This is a genomic window from Yersinia entomophaga (assembly GCF_001656035.1).
GTDB classification, from domain to species: domain Bacteria; phylum Pseudomonadota; class Gammaproteobacteria; order Enterobacterales; family Enterobacteriaceae; genus Yersinia; species Yersinia entomophaga.
Map to the genome: position 1 here is coordinate 1,706,087 of NZ_CP010029.1, position 23,627 is coordinate 1,729,713.

Sequence of the window (23,627 nt, forward strand, 5' to 3'; positions counted from 1 at the left end):
GAAATAGCGCCAATGAATGACAGTAAATGTGAATACTCGCCCTAATGCTAAAGGAATGAATGGTTAATTATCGCAGATGAACCCAATATATTAATTAAAGGGATGTTTAATTACGACTGACAGTTAGCCTATAGCTAACATATTCACAGGGAAGGGAATATTTGGCAATAAAGCGGATGGTAAGCGTGCCATCCGCAATGCGTAAGGAATTAATTAAAACAAACGCTCTTTAGCTTCAGCAATGGCTGATGCCACCTGCAGTGGCGATACGCCGCCCTTGGCCACACGTTTATCCAGACAGGATTGTAAAGCCAGTATTGGGTACACGTCGTCGCTAATAATGGCGCTGAATTTTCGCAAATCCTGCAACGGCAACGCTTCCAGTGCTTTACCCTGACGAATGGCTTCAACCACCGCTTCGCCGACAATATGATGCGCTTCACGGAAAGGCACGCCTTTCGCTACCAGATAATCCGCCAATTCGGTCGCATTCGCATAACCCTGCTCGGCAGCTTCTTTGCAACGCGGACGTTTCACCTGAATACCATCCAATACCAGCGCCGCCATATGCAGGCAATCCAGCCAGGTATCCAATGCGTCAAACAGCCCTTCTTTATCTTCCTGCATATCTTTGTTGTAAGCCAAAGGCAGGCCTTTCAATGTCATCATCATCCCGGTCAATGCGCCTTGTACACGGCCACATTTACCCCGAATCAGTTCCAACGCATCCGGGTTTTTCTTCTGCGGCATCAGGGAAGAGCCTGAAGTGACGCGGTCAGATAAATCGACAAAGGCCGCTTCGCCACTGTTGAAGAAAATCAAATCTTCGGCAAAACGAGAGAGATGAACCATACCAATGCTGGCATTTGACAGTAATTCCAGCACATGGTCGCGATCGGAAACACTATCCAGACTGTTGCGGGTCGCAGAAGCAAAACCCAGCCAATCGGCCAGCTGTTCGCGATCGATGGCGTAAGCTGTTCCCGCCAGCGCTCCACAGCCCAATGGGCTCACGTCCAAACGCTTTAAAGTGTCTTGCAACCGACTTTCATCACGAGCCAGCATTTCGCTATAAGCCAAACACCAGTGAGCAAAGGTCACCGGCTGAGCGCGTTGCAGATGGGTATAACCCGGCATGACCGCGTCCTGATTGGCTTCCGCAGTGATAACCAACGCCTGTTGCAGCTGGCGTACCGCCGATTGCAGCTCCGTCACTTGGAATTTGCACCATAGTTTTAAATCGGTAGCGACCTGATCGTTACGGCTACGTCCGGTATGCAGCTTTTTACCTAAATCGCCGACTTTGGCAATCAGTTTGGTTTCTACCCAGCTATGAATATCTTCCGCATCGCTGGTCAGAATGGCTTGTGGATCGGCCTGAACCTCTTCCAATAATACGGTCAACGCCTGTTCGAGTTGTAATTGCTCTTCGGCGCTCAACACGCCTACGGTAACCAGCGCTTTTGACCAGGCAACAGAGCCGAAAATATCCTGTTCTGCCAATCGGTAATCAAACCGCAGAGAATCGTTAAATTGCTTAAACCGCTGATCTGCTGCCTGACTGAACCGTCCGCCCCACAATGCCATAACTTGATTTCCTTAAACTGATAAACCGATAATCCTGATAAACGATGCTAAAACAGTGAGATGCGAGCGCAAGCAGAGCTGCACTCGCAAAGGTCACCGCATTACTTCTTCGCGTTCAGCGCACGAATACGGGAAGACAGCGAGAACAGACGGATAAAGCCGCCGGCGTGGCTGTGATCGTAAACTTCATCTTCACCGAAAGTAGCAAACTCTTCGGAATACAGGCTGTTAGAAGACGTTTTCTGAATTGCAGTCACCTGACCTTTATACAGTTTTAGAACCACTTCACCGTTAACTTCCTGCGCCAATACTTCGGCCGCAGCCTGCAAGGATTGACGCAATGGGGCGAACCAACGGCCATCGTAAACCACGTAGGACATTTCCAGACCTAACTGCTCACGCCATTTAAAGCTATCGCGATCCAGCACCAGTTGCTCAACGCCACGCAGCGCAGCCATCATGATGGTGCCCCCCGGCGTTTCGTAACAGCCACGGGATTTAATGCCAACCAGACGGTTTTCCACGATATCGATACGGCCAATACCGTGTTTAGCGCCCAGCGTATTCAATGCATCCAGACATTGGAACGGGCTCATCGCTTTGCCATTAACCGCAACCACTTTGCCTTTTTCAACGGCAACGGTGACCAGCTCAGGTTCGTCCGGCGCGTCTTCTGGCGCTACGGTCCAAACCCAGCAATCTTTGTTTGAAGCATTAGCCGGGCTTTCCAACACGCCGCCTTCAGTAGAGATATGCCACGCATTCTCGTCACGGCTATAGATTTTTTCCAAGGATGCCGTAGTCGGAATATCACGCTCTTTCAGGTAATCCAGCAGCGCTTCACGGGAACGCAGATCCCACTCACGCCAAGGCGCAACCACTTTCAGTTGTGGCGCCAGCGCGGTATAGGTGCTTTCGAAACGCACCTGATCGTTACCTTTACCGGTCGCACCGTGGGCTACCGCATCAGCACCCAGTTTCAACGCTAGCTCAACCTGCGCTTTAGCAATTAACGGACGCGCCATTGAAGTGCCCAGCAGGTAAGTACCTTCGTACAGAGCGCCCGTTTGCAGCACTGGATACACGTAATCTTTGATAAATTCTTCACGCAGGTCAGCCACATAGCAGGCTGAGGCACCCGTTCGCAGCGCTTTTTGTTCAATCCCTTCCAGATCGGCACGTTCCTGCCCGATATCCGCAACGAAGGCGATCACTTCGCAGTTATCATAGTTTTCTTTCAGCCATGGAATGATTGCCGAAGTATCTAAGCCGCCGGAATAAGCCAGAACAATTTTGCTGATGCCTTTAGTTTGCATTTTCATTTCCTTGAATCTCAATTCAGATAAAACAATAGAAGAAGAATCTGTAATCACCGGAGCGACGAGGCTCAGGCCAGAATACGTGTACCTATCGGTACCCCGTTAAACAGAGCAGGAAGCTGGTCAGCATGACGCCAGCTGGCAATATCCACCGGACGCCCCAGTGAACGGGCTGCATCCAACGCCGCGTTCACTTTCACCACCATACCATCAGTAATAATGCCCTGAGCAATCAGTTGCTCTGCTTTTTGCGCCGTCATTTCGGCAATGCGTTGCCCTTTGCCATCCAGAATGCCGCTAACATCAGACAACAGGATTAAATCCGCGCCTAAGGTTGCCGCCAGCGCGGTTGCCGCCTGATCCGCATTCACATTCATTAGCTCGCCAGAGGCGGTAATGCCGATAGAACTAATGATCGGCATGTAGTTAGCAGCCAGTAGGGTTTGTACTAACGTCGGTGAACCCGGTTGAGCACCTCCAACGTGACCCAACTCCGCATCTAGCGGCGTTACTGTGACCGTATTACCATCGCCCAAACACAGGCCAACGGCGGCGATATGATGTTTCACCGCCCAGGCTAACAGGGTTTTATTGGCAGTCCCCGCCAGTGCACCGGTGATGATGTCGATCTGGTCGGCCGGCGTCACCCGCAGGCCATTTTTCTTCACGACAGGCAGAGCCAGTTTTTTCATCAAGTCGTCTACCAGACAGCCGCCGCCATGCATAATGACCAGCGGACGCTGATGCTTTTCGCGGTAGATCACCAAGGCATTAAACAGGCGCTCCAACGCCTCTTCGCTGTCCAATAACACCCCACCTAATTTAATGACTAACGGATTCATCATGGTCTGCGCCTCAATTGCGTCTTGAAAATATAGGGGTGAGCGAGAATACGTTGCGGGAGAATTTCGCTACCGTCCCTGATTAAAGCAAAGCCTGAGTTTCCGGGAAACCAAAGCGTATATTCATGCACTGAACAGCCTGAGCTGCCGCGCCTTTCAGTAAGTTATCTTCCGTCGCGACCACAATCAGATGTTCGCCCTGAACCGAAAAGCCGATATCGCAAAACGGTAACCCAACCACGGCTTTCAGTGCGGGAACGCCCTGCTGATACAAACGCACCAGAGGTTTATCCTGATAGGCGTTGTGATAGGCCTCGGCGATATCCTGTGCGGTGACGCCAGCGTTTAGGCGACAGGTAATGGTAGCCAGAATGCCGCGGGCAAAATTCCCCAGATGCGGAGTGAAAATGACCGGCGTACCCAAATGAGCCACAATTTCAGGCTGATGACGATGAGTAAACAAGCCGTAAGGCTGCAAACTGACTTCGCAGAAGCTGTTGCCGACGCTGGCTTTACGCCCCGCGCCGCTCACGCCGCTTACTGCATTAATCACTGGCCACTGTTCCTGATTTAGCAAACCGTTTTCTACCAGAGGCTTTAACGCCAACTGGGATGCCGTGGGATAACAACCCGGCACGGCAATCAACTGAGCTTGTTTAATTTTATCCGCCTGCCATTCCGCCAGGCCGTAAACTGCCTGCTCCAGCCATTCGGCATGCTGATGTTCAAAACCGTAATAAGTGGTATAAAAATCAGGGTCCTGTACGCGATACGCACCGGACAAATCGAATACTACGCAGCCCGCCGCTAGAAATTGCGGAGCCAAATCGTGGCTAACTTCATGAGCGGTTGCCAGAAACACCACATCCACGTTTTTCGCAGCTTGAGCCACATCAACCAAGGGTTGCAGCGGTAAATCGATGATGCCTTTTAACTGCGGGTGCAGATCGGAAAGCAATTTTCCTGCATCTGCACTTTGCGCTGAAACCGTTAAACCGGTTATGTTCATATGTGGGTGACGATTCAGGTAAGCCGTAAGTTCAGCTCCGGCATAACCGCTGGCACCAACAATCAGCGTATTCAACATGGATTCAGTTCACCTTCTGACTAACTGTACATAAGTACGCAAAACGAGTTGCAGGGTTTATCAGCAAGTTTTTACTGTTTCCCTACGCGATTGAGCATTGACATTTTCGTAAATTCAAGGGCGTTTCTGGTTCCCTTACGCTCATGCTTGCTGTATTTTCATTCAAATAGTTATTCACAATAACTGCATGAATATTGATACTACCCTAACCAAAGGCTGTCAACAGTGAAGATGAAATTACCTCCATTTATTGAGCTGTACCGGGCGTTAATCGCAACGCCCTCTATTAGCGCAACCGATAGCGCTCTGGATCAAAGTAATGAAGCGTTAATCAACTTGTTGGCCGAATGGTTTAGCGAACTAGGTTTTCGCGTGGAAATCCAACCAGTGCCGGAATCCCGCAACAAATTCAACCTGCTGGCCAGCATTGGTGAAGGCAGCGGCGGGCTGCTGCTGGCGGGTCATACCGATACAGTACCTTACGATGAAGGCCGCTGGACGCGCGATCCGTTCACTTTGAGCGAACATGACAACAAGCTGTACGGTTTAGGTACTGCGGATATGAAAGGCTTCTTTGCCTTTATTCTGGATGCGGTGCGCGATATCGACGCCAGTAAACTGACCAAACCGCTGTATATTCTGGCTACCGCGGATGAAGAAACGACTATGGCCGGAGCGCGTTATTTTGCGGCTTCCACCCAACTACGCCCCGATTTTGCCATTATCGGCGAGCCAACCTCGCTGAAACCGGTGCGTGCCCATAAAGGCCATATTTCTAGCGCTATTCGCATCGTGGGTCAGTCCGGTCACTCCAGCGATCCGGCGCGCGGCGTCAACGCCATAGATCTGATGCATGAATCCATCACCCATTTGATGGCGCTACGCAACACATTGCAGGAGCGTTACAACAATCCGGCCTTCAATATTCCCTATCCCACCATGAACTTTGGCCACATCTCCGGCGGTGACGCGGCAAACCGTATTTGTGCCTGCTGTGAATTACATATGGATATTCGCCCGCTACCGGGGCTGACGTTGAGCGATTTAAGCGAATTGATGAATGAAGCGCTGGCACCGGTGAGCCAACGCTGGCCGGGTCGCTTGACCATCGACGAGCTACACCCGCCGATTCCGGGTTACGAATGCCCAACCGATCACGCTATGGTGGCGGTGATTGAGAAACTGCTGGGCAGCCGTACCGAGGTGGTGAATTACTGCACCGAAGCACCGTTTATTCAGCAGGTATGCCCTACACTGGTGCTTGGCCCTGGCTCGATTAATCAGGCACATCAGCCAGATGAATATATAGACACCGCTTTTATTGAACCGACCCGCGAGCTGATTTCCCAGTTGGTCGATCACTTCTGCCAGCAGTAAGCAAGCTACCCGAACGCATGTGTTATCGGGTAAGCACGTGTTATCAGATAAAAAAGTGGATGGGAGATCGCTACCCATCCACAGATAGCCCATTTCGATCAATATCGATGATTAGCCAGACTGATAACCTGCGACCAGTAATTAAATTTCAGAAATACCCCCAATTTTGATGTTTTTTTGCTAAAAATAGTGTCAATTGGGTTATTGGAATTGAACGCGGCGAGATTCGTAATCAGTCTCAGCCTCTTGGGTGAAATTAATTTACAAAAAGAAACCATAAAAGGTTATACCTCTAATTATGAGGGTTATAGGCAAGCGGCCAACAAACGCATCCGATGAGCTTACTCTGGTCAGCCATTCACATGAGCGAGCGTAACCAACATGTCTGTAACCTCAAATACGCAGGGTATATATGGGTCAGGGGTCATATGAACGAACAATATTCCGCAATGCGAAGTAACGTCAGTATGCTCGGCACACTACTCGGAGACACAATTAAGGAAGCGCTGGGCGAGCACATCCTTGACCGGGTAGAAACCATTCGTAAGTTATCTAAATCTTCGCGAGCCGGTAATGAAGCGCACCGTCAGGAGCTGCTTTCGACGCTGCAAAACCTTTCTAACGACGAGTTATTGCCCGTCGCTCGTGCGTTTAGCCAGTTTCTTAATCTGACGAACACCGCTGAGCAATACCACAGCATTTCGCCGCATGGTGAAGCGGCAAGTAATCCAGAAGCCTTGGCCCAGCTGTTTAATCGTCTGAAAGATAAGAATCTAAGCAATAAGGATATGTGCAAAGCGGTGGATGAACTGTCCATCGAACTAGTTCTTACTGCGCATCCAACCGAAATTACCCGCCGTACTCTGATTCATAAACTGGTTGAAGTGAATACTTGCCTGAGCCAGTTGGATCACAATGATTTAGCCGATTACGAACGCAACAAGATCATGCGTCGTTTGCGGCAGTTAGTTGCACAATCTTGGCATACCGACGAAATTCGCAAACTGCGACCGTCACCTATCGACGAGGCCAAATGGGGTTTTGCCGTTGTTGAAAACAGTCTGTGGGAAGGGGTTCCGGCTTTCCTGCGTGAATTCAATGAGCAGTTGGAAAATTCTCTCGATTACCGACTGCCGGTAGAAGCGGTGCCGATTCGCTTTACCTCGTGGATGGGCGGCGACCGCGACGGCAACCCGAACGTTACCGCCGAAGTCACCCGCCACGTTCTGCTACTCAGCCGCTGGAAAGCGACCGATCTGTTCTTGCGCGATATTCAGGTGCTGGTTTCCGAACTGTCGATGTCGGAATGTACACCGGAACTACGCAAACTGGCCGGTGGCAAAGAGGTGCTGGAACCTTATCGCGAATTGATGAAACGAATTCGTACCCAGCTAATCAACACCCAAACTTATCTGGAAGGCCGCCTGAAAGGCGATCGCGTATTACCTCCGGAAGATCTGTTGATCAGCAATGAACAACTGTGGGAACCGTTGTATGCCAGCTATCAATCGCTAAAAGCCTGTGGGATGGAAATTATCGCCAACGGCCAGTTGCTGGATACGCTGCGCCGCGTGCGCTGCTTCGGCGTGCCGCTGGTGCGTATCGACGTTCGTCAAGAAAGTACCCGTCACACCGATGCTATTGCCGAACTGACTCGCTATTTGGGTCTGGGTGATTATGAAAGCTGGTCAGAATCAGATAAACAAGCGTTCCTGATTCGCGAACTTAACTCCAAGCGCCCGCTGGTACCATTAAAGTGGGAGCCCAGCGCCGAGACTCAGGAAGTGCTGGAAACCTGCCGGGTTATCGCCGAAGCGCCGGAAGGCTCCATCGCCGCTTACGTGATTTCCATGGCGAAAGTCCCTTCTGACGTACTGGCCGTGCATTTACTGCTCAAAGAAGCCGGTTGTCCATTCACTCTGCCCGTTGCGCCGCTGTTTGAAACTCTCGACGATCTGAATAACGCCGATGACGTGATGAAACAGTTGCTAAGCATTGACTGGTATCGCGGCCTGATTCAGGGCAAACAGATGGTTATGATCGGTTATTCCGATTCAGCCAAAGACGCGGGTGTCATGGCCGCTTCGTGGGCGCAGTATCGTGCTCAGGATGCCTTAATTAAAACCTGTGAGAAAGCCGGTGTCGCTTTGACGCTGTTCCACGGTCGCGGCGGTTCTATCGGTCGCGGTGGCGCACCTGCTCATGCGGCGCTGCTCTCCCAGCCTCCGGGTAGCCTGAAAGGTGGCCTGCGCGTCACCGAGCAAGGCGAAATGATTCGCTTTAAATTCGGTTTACCTGAAGTCACTATCAGCAGTCTGGCGCTGTACGCCGGGGCGATTCTGGAAGCCAATCTATTGCCACCGCCGGAACCGAAGAAAGAGTGGGTCGAAGTCATGGATCTACTGTCTGAGGCATCCTGTGATATGTATCGCGGCTATATTCGTGAAAATCCTGACTTTGTGCCTTATTTCCGTGCGGCAACGCCGGAACTGGAATTGGGCAAATTGCCGTTGGGTTCTCGCCCGGCGAAACGCCGCCCGAACGGTGGTGTGGAAAGTCTGCGCGCTATTCCGTGGATTTTCGCCTGGACGCAAAACCGCCTGATGCTGCCCGCTTGGCTGGGTGCCGGGGCCGGTTTGCAAAAAGCCATTGATGCAGGAAAACAGGATGAGCTGGCAACCATGTGCCGCGATTGGCCATTCTTCTCCACTCGCATCGGCATGCTGGAAATGGTCTTCGCTAAAGCCGATCTGTGGCTGGCTGAATATTACGATCAGCGTTTGGTCGACAAAAAGCTCTGGCCGTTAGGTAAGCAATTGCGCGATCAGCTCGCCGCCGATATTAAAGTGGTGTTAACCATCGCCAATGACGATCATTTGATGGCCGATCTACCGTGGATTGCCGAATCTATCGCGTTACGCAACGTTTATACCGATCCATTGAACGTGCTTCAGGCGGAATTACTGCACCGTTCCCGTCAGCAGGAACATCCGGATGCCCGCGTTGAACAGGCGTTGATGGTGACTATTGCTGGCGTCGCCGCAGGTATGCGTAATACCGGCTAGTTTCTGATGGGGGAGCAATCCCCCAAATGATGAAATCGCAAAATCGTTATTGTAAGGACGACAAAGGGGCTAATTAGCCCCTTTTGCATATTGAAATCTATAATGTCGACAATAAGTTAAGGCCTAACACCCAAAGTATGGCAAATGGCGTAGCTCATTTCTGCCCGATTCAGGGTATAGAAATGGAAATCCTTTACTCCTTCGCGGCTCAGAATTTTCACCATATCCATAGCGATAGAAGCGCCCAGCATTTTGCGCGTCTCAGGGTCGTTATCCAGCCCTTCAAATACGCTGGTCATCCAATGAGGAACGCGCACGTTGGTCATGGTGGCAAAGCGCTGTAGCTGCTTAAAGTTGGATACCGGCAAAATTCCCGGCACGATTTCTACGTCAATTCCCGTCGCCACACAGCGATCGCGAAAACGCAGGTAACTTTCTACGTCGAAGAAAAACTGAGTAATGGCACGGTTAGCACCGGCATCAATCTTACGCTTAAGATTAATCAAATCCGCCTGAGCGCTCTTAGCCTCAGGATGTACTTCCGGATAAGCTGCCACGGAAATATCAAAATCGCCGACGTCTTTCAGCAAAGCAACCAGATCGGTTGCATACATTTCCGGCTTACCGCTGCCCTCCGGCAAATCACCGCGTAACGCCACAATATGACGAATGCCATTGCGCCAGTAATCCTGCGCAATCTCACGCAGCTCACCCGCCGAGGCGTCAATGCAGGTCAAATGCGGTGCAGCATCCAGACCGGTACGCTCTTTAATGTCTTTAATAATGCTGTGAGTACGGTCGCGCTCACCGGAGTTAGCCCCGTAAGTCACTGAAACAAACTTAGGTTTCAGTGTGCTTAAACGGTCAATCGAGCTCCACAGGGTGTCTTCCATCTCGCTGGTACGCGGCGGGAAAAACTCGAAAGAGACGTTAATCTGACCCTGCAACTCTGCCAGACTCTGATTCAGCGCTTCCCGCTGGTTTGCGTGAAAAAAACTCATACCCTGTCTACCTCGTCACCCATCGTTATCGATATCGCGGTTTAGTTTCTCCGCATTTACCATTCTAAGCGTCCATACGTTTAGACGTCTAGATAGAAAATGACCGATCTTATCGCTGGAGTCAACGCTTATATTAGTTTAGCCCGATGATTAATCTTCACTCAGTACACGCAGGAAATTCATGTGTATAAAAACGGGCAAACATGCTCGAAATGAGCCGCGGTAGACAGGGGAAATAACAGAATATTGATATGAATAACAGGCCGCTAGCCAGATAGAAACTCTGAATAGCGACCTGCCAGAAGTACGATTACAACAGCTGAGACAAACGGTTCAAATCGGACTGGATAGCGCCGGCGGTTACGTCTCGCCCCGCTCCCGGCCCGCGAATCACTAATGGGTTATCACGATACCAACGACTTTCAATGGCAAACACATTATCGCATGGCAATAACGAGGCCAGCGGATGTTCAGGACGAACGGCTTCCACGCCAACCCGCGCTTTACCATTGGCATCAAAACGCGCGACGTAACGTAATACCAGCCCCATTTCGTTGGCCGCCTCCAGACGCTGAATCATTTGCTGATTTAACGCTTCGCCATTTTCGAAGAATTGATCGACAGAACCTGTCTCAGTACCCGCAGGCACCAGGGACTCGACCCGCACTTGATTAGGTTCGATGTCGTAACCCGCTTCGCGAGCCAGAATCACCAGTTTGCGCATGACATCCTGTCCGGAAAGATCGACGCGCGGATCGGGTTCGGTTAATCCTTGCTGCCACGCCTGATCCACCAGCTCGGTGAAAGGTACTGTGCCGTCAAACTGTAGGAACAACCAGGATAAAGTACCGGAGAAAATGCCGCTAATTGCCAGAATGCTGTCACCGCTGTCGCGCAGATCCCGCACCGTATGGTTGACCGGCAAACCGGCACCCACGGTGGCGTTGTACAACCAATGGCGACCCGTTTTGGCGAAAGCATCGCGAATCTGTCGATAAGTATTGCTGCTGGATGCGCCCGCCAGCTTATTGGCGCTAATCACGTGGAAACCATAGCTGGCAAAGTCCAGATATTGCTCCGCCAGCGACTGACTGGCCGTGACATCCAATACCACCAAATCATCGAATGGATGCGCACGCATCCACAGGAAAAGTGATTCTTCATCCTGCTCTTTGGCTTCATCATCGTAGAAAGCCAAGGTGCGGCTGGCGTCCAGCCCGTCGTAACTCAGCAAGCTGCGGCGGCTATCAACCACACCTGCCAGTACAAATTCGAATCCGCTGCGAGCCGAAATGTTTTTTTGTTCGCGGGCAAAGAGCTCCAGCCAGCGAGCACCAATATTACCTTTGCCGAACAGCATCAGCCCGATACGTTTTTCCGCCCGGAACAGAGTCTGGTGTAGGCCTTGAATCAAATGTTGGGTCGGCCCCAGACGCAGTACCGCAACGATGCTGATACCGTCTTCGGCCTGCCAGATAAACTCAACCGGCTGATCTTTAAGCTGTTGATAGAAACGATGGCTGTGCAACGGATTCTTGCAAACGCCTGCGCCTACTAATGCCACCAGTGCCAAGCCTTCCCGTAGCGATAATTTCCCCGGCAGCGTGGCATCTTCCAACACCCGCAGGGCGCTATTGACGACTTCAGAGGTATAGCAAAGCTGCAATAGGTTACGATCGGGATGAATCCCCGTCGCTAACGGTTTGATTTGTGAGCGTTTCAGCAGCAGGTCTATCTCTTTTTGCGCCAGCGAGAAATCGTGGTGACGGGCTATCTGCAATTCAATCAGGCAGACATCATCATGACTGGTCACTATTTTTGCACCGGTGCCTGATGCCAGCACGCGTTCGATGCGAGTAGAGCCTTGCTCCGGCTGGTAGCTACAGCGCAGCTGCAAATCGATATCACTGCCAGAAACCGGCTGCAAAGTACGCGTATGCAATACCGGCGCAGCCAGACGCGCCAGCTCGCTAGCTTCATCCAAACGCAGCAACGGCAACAAACAGGCATCTTTAACTTTGCGCGGATCGGCGCTATATACGCCAGCGACGTCACTCCAGATGGTTACCCGCTCGGCGGCGGCCAATGCCCCAACCTGAGTTGCCGAATAGTCACTGCCATTACGACCAAGCAGTACGGTTTCACCTGCATCGTTACGCGAGATAAAACCGGTGACCACTAAACGTTGATGAGGATGTTGCGCCAATAGCTGTTGCAGCAGCGGATAAGATCGCCCTTCGTCGATCTGTGGCTGTGCTGCCCGCTCTGCCCGCAGGAAGCTGCGCGCATCCAGCCAGGTGGCATCCATATCCTGCTTTTGCAGTACCGCCGCCATCAGGCGCGCTGACCAGATTTCTCCATGGCCAACCACTTCGGCATAAATAGCATCGTCAACGCGGTTATCCAATAATCCAGCCAGACGCTCCAGATCCTGAATAAAGGCTGCAATCAACGGCTCGGCGGCCTCCGGTGGCAATAATCCATTAATCAAATCCTGCTGATAGCGGCGCAGCGCTTGCTGCACCTGATGCGCAGACAAACGATCGCTTTGGCTTAGTTTTAGCCAGTTTATCAATTGGTTGGTCGTACTGCCTGCGGCAGATACCACCATTAAATCACCCGGTTTACTGTAGTTGGCCATAATTTCGGCCACTCGCAGGTAACACTTCACGTCAGCAAGGCTGCTACCACCAAATTTATGCAGTTGACGCCCAGTGACCGCCCCTGCTATCGCTATTGCATTCATGCTTACCTCGTTACCGCCAACCGGAAGGCATTTTCCAGATCGGCAATCAAATCTTCGCTGTCTTCAATACCCACGGAAATGCGTAACAAGCTGTCGGTGATACCCGCAGCAGTCCTTGCTTCCGCCGCCATACCCGCGTGAGTCATGGTAGCGGCATGGGAAATCAGGCTTTCCACGCCGCCTAATGACTCTGCCAATGTGAATAATTCCAAAGCAGAAAGGAAGCGGCGCAGCACCTGTTCATCTCCATCCAGTTCAAAACTGAGCATCGCACCGAAGCCAGACTGTTGGCGACAGGCAATTTCGTGGCCGGGATGTTGTGGCAGAGAAGGATGATACAGCTTTTTTACTAAAGGCTGCTGTTGTAAATAACCAACAATGTCATCCGCGTTGCGCTGCTGTTGAGCCATTCGCGGTGAAAGCGTTCGCAGGCCACGTAATAACAAATAGCTGTCGAAAGCCGCGCCGGTCACGCCAATATTATTCGCCCACCACGCCAGCTCTACCGCCAGCGCTGGGTCTTTGGCAATCACCGCGCCGGCAACCACGTCCGAGTGACCGTTGAGATATTTGGTGCAGGAATGGATCACCAAATCGGCACCCAGCGCCAGCGGTTGCTGCAATACCGGGCTGAGGAAGGTATTATCCACCACGGTCAGCGCGCCCACGGCCTGCGCCGCCTGGCAGATGGCTGCAATATCTACCACCCGCAATAATGGGTTGCTTGGGGTCTCAATCAGTACCAGCTTGGGTTTTTCCGCCAGCGCACGTTTTAACGCCGCTTCATCCCCTTGATCGACAAACAGCACCCGATAGGCACCGCGCTTACTCAGACTATCAAACAGACGATAGCTACCGCCGTAGCAGTCATGGGGCGCAACCAGTAAATCACCCGGCTGCAATAGCGTAGTGCAAACCAAATGAATCGCAGACATACCGGAGCTGGTCATTACCGCTCCCGCACCGCCTTCCAGCTCAGCCAGAGCACGTTGTACCACGTCGCGCGTCGGGTTGCCGCGTCGGGAATAATCGTGCGTTCTGGGCTGATTAAAATCGATAAAGTTATAGGTACTGGAGAGGTGAATCGGCGGAACAACACAGCCATATTGCTCGTCATCATTCAACCCGCTACGGACTGCTATTGTTGCCTGTTTACGTGTCATATTGGTTTCTGCCTGCCGGGACGCTAAAAATGTTACGTCAGATTAGACGCACAAAGAATGGACGTCAATACATCTGGACATCTAAACTTCTTTGCGTATAGATTGAGCAATGGAATAATACCCGCTAAAATTATAGCGGCTTTAAGTATCATTATGATGTCACGCTGATTTCAGCTATGCCCCGTGCAACAATCAGGGTATTAAGCAACAGGTTGAGTCTATTAATCACGGGCAAATTGCGTCCTTTCAGTGACTCTGGTCGAGTAAAACCGACATTTATTTAGTGAGAACACGGAAGATCGGGCATAATTGGCCGGTTTTCAGAATTTTGTATTTTTCCGACAAATTTAAGGTGTCCCATGGCTGAGTGGAACGGCGAGTATGTCAGCCCTTACGCTGAACACGGCAAGAAGAGCGAACAAGTCAAAAAAATTACGGTATCCATTCCTCTGAAGGTATTAAAAATCCTCACCGATGAGCGGACCCGACGCCAGGTGAATAACCTGCGCCATGCGACCAACAGTGAATTACTGTGCGAAGCATTTCTGCATGCCTTTACCGGGCAGCCGTTGCCGAATGATGAAGATCTGCGTAAAGAACGCAGTGATGAAATTCCTGAAGCAGCGAAGATTATTATGCGTGAGCTGGGTGTTGATCCCGACACTTGGGAATATTGATTTCGCAGTAATACCCAAAACAGCGGGTAACATGCTATCGAGACAATCTATCGACCTATCGACTCGACGAAGTCGCCTTCTGTCCACAGTAGGCGGCTTTATCCTACGTCAGGACATGATTTATATGGAATGACTGATTGGCAGACCTGAATCCTGCGATATACACAGTATTTAGGCAGATTGATGATGATTGAGAAGCAGAAATGAAAAAAGGCGCTAAAAGCGCCTTTTTCGTCTGACGGGCAGAGATTACTTCTTGGCACCCGGCACGCTGAAACGCTTGTTGAAGCGGTCAACACGGCCACCGGTAGCAACGTCACGCTGCTTGCCAGTGTAGAACGGATGGCATTCACCACACACGTCCAGATTCAGGTCATGACCAACAGTAGAGTTGATCTTGATTACGTTACCGCAAGAACAAGATGCAGTAACCAATTCGTATTTAGGGTGGATACCTTTTTGCATGGGAAACCTCTAATTTAGGCCGTGTCGCTATCCAGCCCTGTTCCGCCAGACACCACACGTAGTTAATAATAGGATTTGATATCGGATTATATCAAAGGCGGCGAATCATACAGAATTTGAGCAGCCCTCGCAATCGAATCCGCACATTGTGAATCACACAGTGTAAACTGTTCAATCTTTTTTTATCCAGGATGGTGTCATGTCCGTTGTTCAAGTTGCATTGCCGGTACCGCTTGCACGCTCATTCGACTACCGCTTAGGCAGTAATATGAGCAGCCCGGCGATCGGCGGGCGCGTTAGCGTCACCTTCGGCAAACGCAAAGCTATCGGAATCGTGGTGGGTCTTAGCGAAACCAGCGATTTCCCTCTTGAGCAGCTCAAACCTATTGAAGAAGTTCTGGATCAGGAAAGTTTATTCCCACCAAGCCTGTGGCGTATTTTGCGCTGGGCTGCGGATTATTATCACTATCCCATTGGAGAAGTGCTGTTTCACGCCCTGCCAATATTGCTACGACAGGGGAAACCGGCTCAATCCGCACCGCTTTGGCAATGGTTTGCAACCGAACAAGGCCGGGCTACGCCGCCGGAAAGCCTGAAGCGCGCCCCTAAGCAACAGCAGGCTCTGGCCGCGCTACTACAAAAACCTGTTTATCGTCATCAGGTTAATGAACTCGCCCTGACAGAAAGCGCCTTGCAGGCGTTACGCTCCAAAGGATTAATCGACCTCCGGGCGCAGGAACCGGCAACCACCGACTGGCGTACTCATTTCGAAGTGCTGGGCGACCGGCTGCGCCTCAATACCGAGCAGGCCACCGCCGTGGGTGCGATTCGCAGCGAAGATACTCAGTTTGCCGCCTGGCTGCTGGCTGGCGTCACCGGTTCAGGTAAAACCGAAGTTTACCTGAGCGTACTGGAAAATATTCTGGCGCAAGGGCGTCAAGCATTGATTCTGGTGCCAGAGATTGGCCTGACGCCGCAAACCATCGCCAGATTCCGCGAACGCTTTAATGCACCGGTGGAAGTCCTGCATTCCGGCTTGAACGATAGCGAACGTTTATCGGTTTGGCTGCGGGCGCGTAACGGCGAAGCGGCCATCGTTATCGGCACGCGTTCTGCGCTGTTTACGCCGTTTTCTCGCCTTGGCGTCATTATTATCGATGAAGAGCACGACAGTTCCTATAAGCAACAGGACGGCTGGCGCTATCATGCGCGGGATTTAGCCGTGTTTCGCGCTCGCGAAGAAAATATTCCCATTGTGATGGGGTCTGCCACGCCCGCGCTAGAAACCCTGCATAACGTGCAACTGGGTAAGTATCGTCAGTTAACCCTGACTAAGCGTGCCGGGAATGCCAAACCGGCGGCGCAGCATTTACTGGATTTAAAGGGTCTGCCGCTCAAAGTGGGCCTATCCCAGCCGTTATTACAGCGCATGAAAGATCATCTTAAAGCTGATAATCAGGTAATTCTGTTTCTTAACCGCCGCGGTTATGCTCCAGCGTTGCTGTGCCACGAATGCGGTTGGATCGCCGAATGCCAGCGTTGCGATCACTATTACACTTTGCATCAGAATCAGCGCCAGCTGCGGTGTCACCATTGTGACAGCCAGCGTCCGGTGCCTCATCAGTGCCCTCACTGCGGCTCTACCCATATGGTTTCCGTTGGCGTAGGAACCGAACAGTTGGAAAATGAGTTGGCACCGCTGTTCCCAGATGTACCGATCACCCGAATCGACCGCGATACCACTAGCCGTAAAGGCTCATTGGAACAGGCTTTGGCCGAGGTACATCAGGGTGGCGCGCGCATTCTGATCGGTACGCAAATGCTGGCTAAGGGTCACCATTTTCCCGATGTCACACTGGTGGCATTACTTGATGTGGACGGCGCGCTGTTCTCCGCCGATTTCCGCTCAGCCGAACGTTTTGCTCAACTGTATACGCAGGTTTCTGGCCGAGCCGGACGAGCAGGCAAAAAAGGCGAAGTGATCCTGCAAACCCATCATCCGGAGCACCCCTTGCTGCAAACCCTGCTGCAACGCGGCTACGATGATTTTGCCAAACAGGCTCTGGCAGAGCGCCAAAGCGTTTTTCTGCCGCCTTACACCAGCCATATTATTGTACGCAGCGAAGATCACGATAATCGACAGTCAGCGCTATTCCTGCAACAGCTACGCAATCTGCTGGAAGCCAGTCCGATGAAAGATGATGCTCTGTGGATCATGGGGCCAGTACCGGCGCTACAGGCCAAACGCGGTGGGCGTTTCCGCTGGCAACTCCTGCTCCAGCATCCATCCCGTCAGTTTCTACAAAAATTGATAAAAAGCAGCCAACCGCTAATCAACACTTTGCCTCAGGCAAGGAAAGTTAAGTGGACTTTAGACGTCGATCCCATAGACAGTTAGTCTTTAGCTTGTTAATTAATAGATACAGGTAGGGTTACAAGGCAAACGTTTACGGTGTGATCTGCGAGGCATATCGAAAAAAACTACTTATGTCACATTTTTCATGCAAATTAGGTAACAAATTGACCTCACTATCTGTATAGAATGACGTAAGGCATTAATTTTACCGAGACCACTCGGCTTGGAACGAACATCACCTCGCCGATCGGGAATCCCATTCGCGTGCGATAAAACATTAATATTCCGTGCTATTGGTAACAAACTATCTCAAAGCGTTGGTGCTGGCTCGGAGCCAGAGCAAGGAGAAAGGCGTTGGAACATAAGAAAGAATTCAGTATGGCGACCATGAAAGACGTTGCTGAAATGGCCGGTGTTTCAACCGCGACGGTTTCTCGGGCATTAATGAATCCGGAAAAAGTCTCGACCATGACGCGACAAAAAGTAGAGCAAGCCGTCCTCGCCGTGGGTTATTCCCCCCATGCCTTATCCCGAAATATCAAACGCAACGAGTCGCGTACTATTCTGGTCATTGTGCCGGACATCAGCGATCCCTTTTTTGCCGACATTGTTCAGGGTATTGAGCAAACCGCCGCCCAACAAGGCTATTTGGTGTTAATTGGCGACTGCGCGCAGCAAACCCAGCAGGAACGCACTTTCGTCAATTTGATTATTACCAAACAGATTGATGGGATGCTGTTACTCGGTTCCAACCTGCCGTTTGATGCCAGTAAAGAAGAACAACGCAACCTTCCACCGATGGTGATGGCTAACGAATTCGCGCCAGAGCTGGAGCTGCCGACGGTTCATATCGATAACTTAACCGCCGCTTTTGAAGCCGTACATTATCTGCATCAGTTGGGTCATACGCGCATTGCCACCATCGCCGGGCCAGAGACAATGCCGCTGAGCCATTATCGCTTACAGGGTTACGTACAAGCGCTGCGCCGTAATGGGATTGCCATTGAGCAAACTTATATTTTGCGGGGCAATTTCAGCTATGAAGCCGGTGCAGAAGCCTTTGCCGAACTGATGTCACTGCCGAAACCGCCAACGGCGATTTTCTGCCACAACGACGTCATGGCGATCGGCGCTATCTGGCAAGCGAAGAAGATGGGGATTCGTATTCCCGAAGATGTATCACTGGTTGGTTTTGACGATCTCAAACTGTCGCAATACTGCGATCCGCCATTGACCACGGTAGCGCAACCTCGCTACCAAATTGGTCAGCAAGCCATGTTACTATTACTGGAACAGCTACAAGGGAATAACGTTCAAAGCGGTTCTCGACTGTTAGATAGCGAATTAATCATTCGAAACAGTACCTGTAAGCCTAAAAGCTAGGCAAATATTATAGGGTTAAGTAACATGACTGACTTACTCCAACATCAAAACGCAGCGAAACGATAGTGGCACAAAGAGATTATGTAAGCCGAGGGCGCTCAGGAGCGCGGCGCAAGAGCACCAGCAAGAAGAAAAGCAGTGCTCCAAGAATATCGAAAACCCTGGTGGCGCTAGCCGGCGCCTTGTTGGTGGTATTCGTTGGTGGCCTCTATTTCATTACTCATAACAAACCGGGTGAACTCCCGCTGTTACCCAGCCATGATCCGCGCACGGGCAATGGATTACCGCCTAAGCCGGAAGAACGCTGGCGGTATATCAAAGAACTAGAAAATCGTCAGATTGGTGTAACGACGCCAACCGAACCTTCTGCTGGCGGCGGCATCGATGCAAAAACCCAGTTAACCAACGAACAGCGCCAATTATTAGAACAAATGCAGGCCGATATGCGGCAACAACCGACACAACTGTCGGAAGTGCCTTATAACGATGCCACTCAGGTTCCTCGTTCTCAGGTAACAATCAAGCCGCCAGTGAATGTTCAGCCACAGATTCAGCAACCGGTTAGCCAACCGCGCCAAACCGCGCCGGTAACAGCGCCATCAGCGCAGCAGCGGATGTTGCCGTCTAATCCGGCTCCGGTTACTCCGGCGGTAACGCCACCGAAGCCGGAAAAAGAGAAGGAAAAAGAAAAAACCCAGCGCTGGATGTTGCAGTGTGGTTCCTTCAAAGCAATGGATCAGGCCGAATCAGTGCGCGCGCAGCTGGCATTTGAAGGTATTGAGAGCCGGATTACTACCGGTGGCGGTTGGAATCGCGTGGTTCTGGGGCCTTATAGCACCCGCCCTGCGGCAGATAAAATGCAGCAACGATTGAAAGGCGCAGGTGTATCCAGCTGTATTCCCCTCTCTATTGGGGGTTGAAAAGTATCAATCCCCCCCCATTTATAATCTCAATATGCCTCGCGTTGTGTTGAACGATACAACGCGGGGGCTCATTCCGTCTGCAACGAGGGTTCGCTCGTGACAACAATTGTAAGTGTACGCCGAAATGGCCATGTAGTAATTGGTGGTGATGGTCAGGTCACTCTGGGCAATACCGTGATGAAAGGGAACGCTAAAAAAGTTCGCCGCCTATATAACAATAAGGTCATTGCCGGTTTTGCAGGTGGCACCGCTGACGCTTTCACTTTATTTGAACTCTTTGAGCGCAAACTGGAAATGCATCAGGGTCATTTGACCAAGGCCGCCGTTGAGTTAGCCAAAGACTGGCGAACCGACCGCATGCTGCGCAAACTCGAAGCGCTGCTGGCAGTCGCGGATGAAACCGCTTCGCTTATCATCACCGGTAACGGTGACGTCGTGCAGCCAGAAGATGATTTGATCGCTATCGGCTCCGGTGGGCCATACGCTCAATCCGCCGCGCGCGCGCTGCTGGAAAACACAGAATTAGGTGCTCGGGATATCGTTGAGAAATCACTGAGTATTGCGGGGGATATTTGTATCTATACCAACCGCTTCCAAACTATTGAAGAATTAACTTACAAGGCGTAAGGATAGAATATATGTCTGAGATGACCCCACGCGAAATCGTCAGTGAGCTTGATAGCTACATCATTGGCCAGGACAAAGCTAAGCGCGCAGTGGCGATCGCCCTGCGTAACCGCTGGCGTCGTATGCAGCTTAACGAAGAGCTGCGCCATGAAGTGACCCCGAAAAACATTCTGATGATCGGCCCAACCGGCGTCGGTAAAACCGAAATTGCCCGCCGTCTTGCAAAACTGGCGAACGCGCCGTTTATCAAAGTTGAAGCCACTAAATTCACCGAAGTTGGCTATGTTGGTAAAGAAGTGGACTCTATTATCCGCGATCTGACCGACGCCGCCGTGAAAATGGTCCGTCATCAGTCCATTGAAAAAAACCGTTACCGCGCTGAAGAACTGGCGGAAGAACGTATTCTGGATGTGCTGATTCCACCGGCTAAAAACAACTGGGGCCAGGTTGACGAATCTCAGGAGCCTTCCGCTACCCGTCAGGCATTCCGCAAAAAACTGCGTGAAGGCCAGTTGGACGATAAAGAAATCGAAATCGATCTGGCTGCCGCACCGATGGGCGTTGAAATCATGGCACCTCCTGGTATGGAAGAAATGACCAACCAGTTGCAATCCATGTTCCAGAACATTGCTGGTCAGAAACAAAAACCGCGTAAAATCAAAATCAAAGAAGCATTCAAGCTGTTGATTGAAGAAGAAGCGGCCAAACTGGTTAATCCGGAAGAGCTGAAACAGCAGGCTATCGATGCCGTTGAACAGCACGGTATCGTGTTCGTGGACGAGATCGATAAAATCTGTAAGCGCGGCGAAACCTCCGGCCCGGATGTCTCCCGCGAAGGTGTGCAGCGCGACCTGTTGCCGCTGGTTGAAGGCTGTACCGTTTCGACCAAGCACGGCATGGTGAAAACCGATCACATTCTGTTCATCGCTTCAGGCGCTTTCCAGGTTGCCAGCCCGTCGGATTTGATTCCTGAGCTTCAGGGTCGTCTGCCAATCCGCGTAGAGCTACAGGCACTGACCACCGAAGATTTTGAACGCATTCTGACCGAGCCTAGCGCTTCCTTGACCGAGCAATACAAAGCGCTGATGGCAACCGAAGGCGTTACCATCGATTTTACTGCAGAAGGTATTCGTCGCATCGCAGAAGCCGCATGGCAGGTTAATGAGCGTACCGAAAATATCGGTGCCCGCCGTCTGCATACCGTTCTGGAACGTTTGATGGAAGATATTTCCTTCGATGCCAGCGAAAGTAACGGTTCATCCGTGACTATTGATGCTGAATACGTTGGGAATCATCTGGATGAGCTCGTAGCAGATGAAGATCTGAGTCGATTTATTCTATAATTTGGTTCTATTAGCGTCCGCTGGATAGATAAAAGTGGGAGGCTTGGCCTCCCCTTTTTGTCTCTGGCTGACATGGACTCACACAGACCGAAGCGAATTATGAGCTCATCAACTTCTACCAGCCAAGCTCAAGCCTGGCTAGAAAGCCTGCGGCCACGGACTTTACCACTGGCTTTTGCCTCTATTGTTACCGGCTCCGCCCTGGCTTATTGGCTCGACAGTTTTAAACCTGCGGTAGCGCTACTGGCCTTGATTACTGCCGGTATGCTGCAAATTTTATCTAATCTGGCCAATGACTACGGCGACGCGGTGAAAGGTAGTGATACCGAAGAACGCATCGGGCCACTGCGCGGAATGCAAAAAGGCATCATAACCCGCGAGCAGATGAAGAAAGCGCTGATTCTCACCGTTATTCTCACCATTATTTCCGGCGTAGCGCTGATTGCCGTTGCCTGTGAAAAACCGAGCGATATTCTGGGCTTTCTGGTACTCGGCTTGATGGCGATTGTCGCCGCCATCACCTACACCATTGGTAGTAAACCTTACGGTTATATGGGTTTGGGGGACATTTCGGTACTAATGTTCTTCGGCTGGCTAAGCGTGGCCGGTACCTATTATCTGCAATCGGGCCATTTTGACAGTCTGGTGATGCTACCGGCTACCGCCTGCGGTTTATTGGCCACTGCGGTGTTAAACATTAATAATCTGCGCGATATCGAAAGCGATGCGGCCAACGGCAAAAATACCCTCGCCGTGCGTTTGGGCCCACAGCGCGCCCGTTATTATCACGCCGTATTAATCACCGCCGCGATTGCCTGTCTGGCGTTGTTTAGCCTGCTTTATCTGCACCGCTGGACCGGCTGGATCTTTGTTCTGGCTATTCCGCTACTGGTAAAACACGCGATTTATGTACTGCGCGAGCCAACCGCCGCAGGCATGCGTCCGATGCTGGAACATATGGTAAAAGCTGCGCTGCTCACCAATATCCTGTTTGCCGTTGGTCTGGTATTTAACTAACGCGCCTTTTTCTGCCAATTCCCAGAAAACCCTGCGGATTGGCAGAATTTAACAATTGATGATTTTGCCAACAGTAGCCAGAAAGGGATATACTGACTATCCCAGCCGCAACCAGACATTAATCCTATGAAATATGATACTTCCGAACTCTGTGACATCTATCATGAAGAGATAAATGTGGTAGAACCTCTGTTCTCCAATTTTGGCGGACGTACTTCATTTGGTGGCCAAATCACGACCGTAAAATGCTTCGAAGACAACGGGTTACTCTTTGACCTACTTGAGGAGAACGGGCGTGGACGCGTGCTGGTCGTTGACGGAGGTGGTTCAGTGCGCCGAGCGCTGGTCAACGCAGAATTGGCTAGCTTGGCGGCCGCGAATGAATGGGAAGGCATTGTGGTTTACGGTGCCGTCCGTCAGGTAGACGATCTGGCCGAACTGGACATTGGCATTCAGGCTATGGCTGCTATTCCGGTAGGTGCTGCTAGCGAAGGCATCGGCGAAAGCGATATTCGCGTGAACTTCGGCGGCGTAACTTTCTTCTCCGGCGATCATCTGTATGCTGATAATACAGGGATTATTCTGTCGGAAGATCCGCTGGATATCGAATAACACCGACTCGGTTATACCAAACGAATTCTATAAGAAA

At 51.3% G+C, this 23,627-nt stretch carries 18 protein-coding genes; 10 read left to right on the plus strand and 8 right to left on the minus strand.

Annotation, left to right across the window (positions count from 1 at the left end):
- Positions 1-213 precede the first annotated feature (213 nt).
- From argH to argC, 4 genes are all read right to left on the minus strand, one after another.
- The gene (argH, locus tag PL78_RS07780; RefSeq protein ID WP_064514525.1) at positions 214-1,587 is read right to left on the minus strand and encodes an argininosuccinate lyase; all 1,374 of its coding nucleotides are present in this window, start codon (positions 1,585-1,587) and stop codon (positions 214-216) included.
- Between the two features lie 101 nt (positions 1,588-1,688).
- The gene (locus PL78_RS07785) at positions 1,689-2,903 is read right to left on the minus strand and encodes an argininosuccinate synthase (RefSeq protein ID WP_049601613.1); all 1,215 of its coding nucleotides are present in this window, start codon (positions 2,901-2,903) and stop codon (positions 1,689-1,691) included.
- 71 nt (positions 2,904-2,974) lie between these two features.
- On the minus strand, positions 2,975-3,751 hold the full coding sequence (gene argB / locus PL78_RS07790) for an acetylglutamate kinase (protein WP_179207947.1): 777 nt from the start codon (positions 3,749-3,751) through the stop codon (positions 2,975-2,977).
- 79 nt (positions 3,752-3,830) lie between these two features.
- On the minus strand, positions 3,831-4,835 hold the full coding sequence (gene argC / locus PL78_RS07795) for an N-acetyl-gamma-glutamyl-phosphate reductase (protein WP_064514527.1): 1,005 nt from the start codon (positions 4,833-4,835) through the stop codon (positions 3,831-3,833).
- A gap of 231 nt (positions 4,836-5,066) precedes the next feature.
- On the opposite strand from argC, the gene argE reads away from it, so the two are divergent.
- A complete protein-coding gene (argE, locus tag PL78_RS07800) occupies positions 5,067-6,212 on the plus strand; it encodes an acetylornithine deacetylase (RefSeq protein ID WP_064514529.1) in 1,146 nt (381 codons plus the stop codon).
- A 428-nt stretch (positions 6,213-6,640) separates the two neighbouring features.
- A complete protein-coding gene (ppc, locus tag PL78_RS07805) occupies positions 6,641-9,277 on the plus strand; it encodes a phosphoenolpyruvate carboxylase (RefSeq protein WP_064514531.1) in 2,637 nt (878 codons plus the stop codon).
- A 116-nt stretch (positions 9,278-9,393) separates the two neighbouring features.
- Here the strand turns inward: ppc and metF are convergent, their stop codons facing one another.
- From metF to metB, 3 genes are all read right to left on the minus strand, one after another.
- Positions 9,394-10,278 (minus strand): methylenetetrahydrofolate reductase, encoded by an 885-nt coding sequence (gene metF, locus PL78_RS07810; RefSeq protein ID WP_049601603.1) that lies wholly within the window; start codon positions 10,276-10,278, stop codon positions 9,394-9,396.
- 310 nt (positions 10,279-10,588) lie between these two features.
- Positions 10,589-13,024, minus strand: coding sequence for a bifunctional aspartate kinase/homoserine dehydrogenase II (locus PL78_RS07815; protein ID WP_064514532.1), 2,436 nt, complete (start codon positions 13,022-13,024; stop codon positions 10,589-10,591).
- A gap of 2 nt (positions 13,025-13,026) precedes the next feature.
- Positions 13,027-14,187: a cystathionine gamma-synthase gene (metB, locus tag PL78_RS07820; protein WP_064514534.1), complete on the minus strand. Its 1,161-nt coding sequence runs from the start codon at positions 14,185-14,187 to the stop codon at positions 13,027-13,029.
- 359 nt (positions 14,188-14,546) lie between these two features.
- On the opposite strand from metB, the gene metJ reads away from it, so the two are divergent.
- On the plus strand, positions 14,547-14,864 hold the full coding sequence (gene metJ, locus PL78_RS07825; RefSeq protein WP_049601594.1) for a met regulon transcriptional regulator MetJ: 318 nt from the start codon (positions 14,547-14,549) through the stop codon (positions 14,862-14,864).
- Between the two features lie 249 nt (positions 14,865-15,113).
- On the opposite strand, the gene rpmE is transcribed toward metJ, so the two are convergent.
- Positions 15,114-15,329, minus strand: a complete 216-nt coding sequence (rpmE, locus tag PL78_RS07830) for a 50S ribosomal protein L31 (RefSeq protein WP_049601591.1) — start codon at positions 15,327-15,329, stop codon at positions 15,114-15,116.
- A 199-nt stretch (positions 15,330-15,528) separates the two neighbouring features.
- Here rpmE and priA point away from each other — a divergent pair, with 199 nt between their 5' ends.
- The 7 genes from priA to rraA all read left to right on the plus strand — a co-directional run bounded on the left by priA (position 15,529) and on the right by rraA (position 23,590).
- The gene (priA, locus tag PL78_RS07835) at positions 15,529-17,727 is read left to right on the plus strand and encodes a primosomal protein N' (protein WP_064514536.1); all 2,199 of its coding nucleotides are present in this window, start codon (positions 15,529-15,531) and stop codon (positions 17,725-17,727) included.
- A gap of 312 nt (positions 17,728-18,039) precedes the next feature.
- Positions 18,040-19,068 (plus strand): DNA-binding transcriptional regulator CytR, encoded by a 1,029-nt coding sequence (cytR, locus tag PL78_RS07840; RefSeq protein ID WP_064514539.1) that lies wholly within the window; start codon positions 18,040-18,042, stop codon positions 19,066-19,068.
- Positions 19,069-19,133: 65 nt separating this feature from the next.
- Positions 19,134-19,988 (plus strand): cell division protein FtsN, encoded by an 855-nt coding sequence (ftsN, locus tag PL78_RS07845; RefSeq protein ID WP_064514541.1) that lies wholly within the window; start codon positions 19,134-19,136, stop codon positions 19,986-19,988.
- 99 nt (positions 19,989-20,087) lie between these two features.
- Positions 20,088-20,618 carry an ATP-dependent protease subunit HslV gene (gene hslV / locus PL78_RS07850; RefSeq protein WP_004719528.1) on the plus strand — a complete coding sequence of 177 codons (531 nt, stop codon included), beginning with the start codon at positions 20,088-20,090 and terminating at the stop codon, positions 20,616-20,618.
- An 11-nt stretch (positions 20,619-20,629) separates the two neighbouring features.
- Positions 20,630-21,961 carry an HslU--HslV peptidase ATPase subunit gene (gene hslU / locus PL78_RS07855; protein WP_064514543.1) on the plus strand — a complete coding sequence of 444 codons (1,332 nt, stop codon included), beginning with the start codon at positions 20,630-20,632 and terminating at the stop codon, positions 21,959-21,961.
- A 99-nt stretch (positions 21,962-22,060) separates the two neighbouring features.
- Entirely contained in the window at positions 22,061-22,978 is a 918-nt protein-coding gene (locus tag PL78_RS07860) for a 1,4-dihydroxy-2-naphthoate polyprenyltransferase (RefSeq protein ID WP_064514545.1), read from the plus strand.
- Between the two features lie 126 nt (positions 22,979-23,104).
- Positions 23,105-23,590: a ribonuclease E activity regulator RraA gene (rraA, locus tag PL78_RS07865; RefSeq protein WP_064514546.1), complete on the plus strand. Its 486-nt coding sequence runs from the start codon at positions 23,105-23,107 to the stop codon at positions 23,588-23,590.
- Positions 23,591-23,627: the final 37 nt, after the last annotated feature.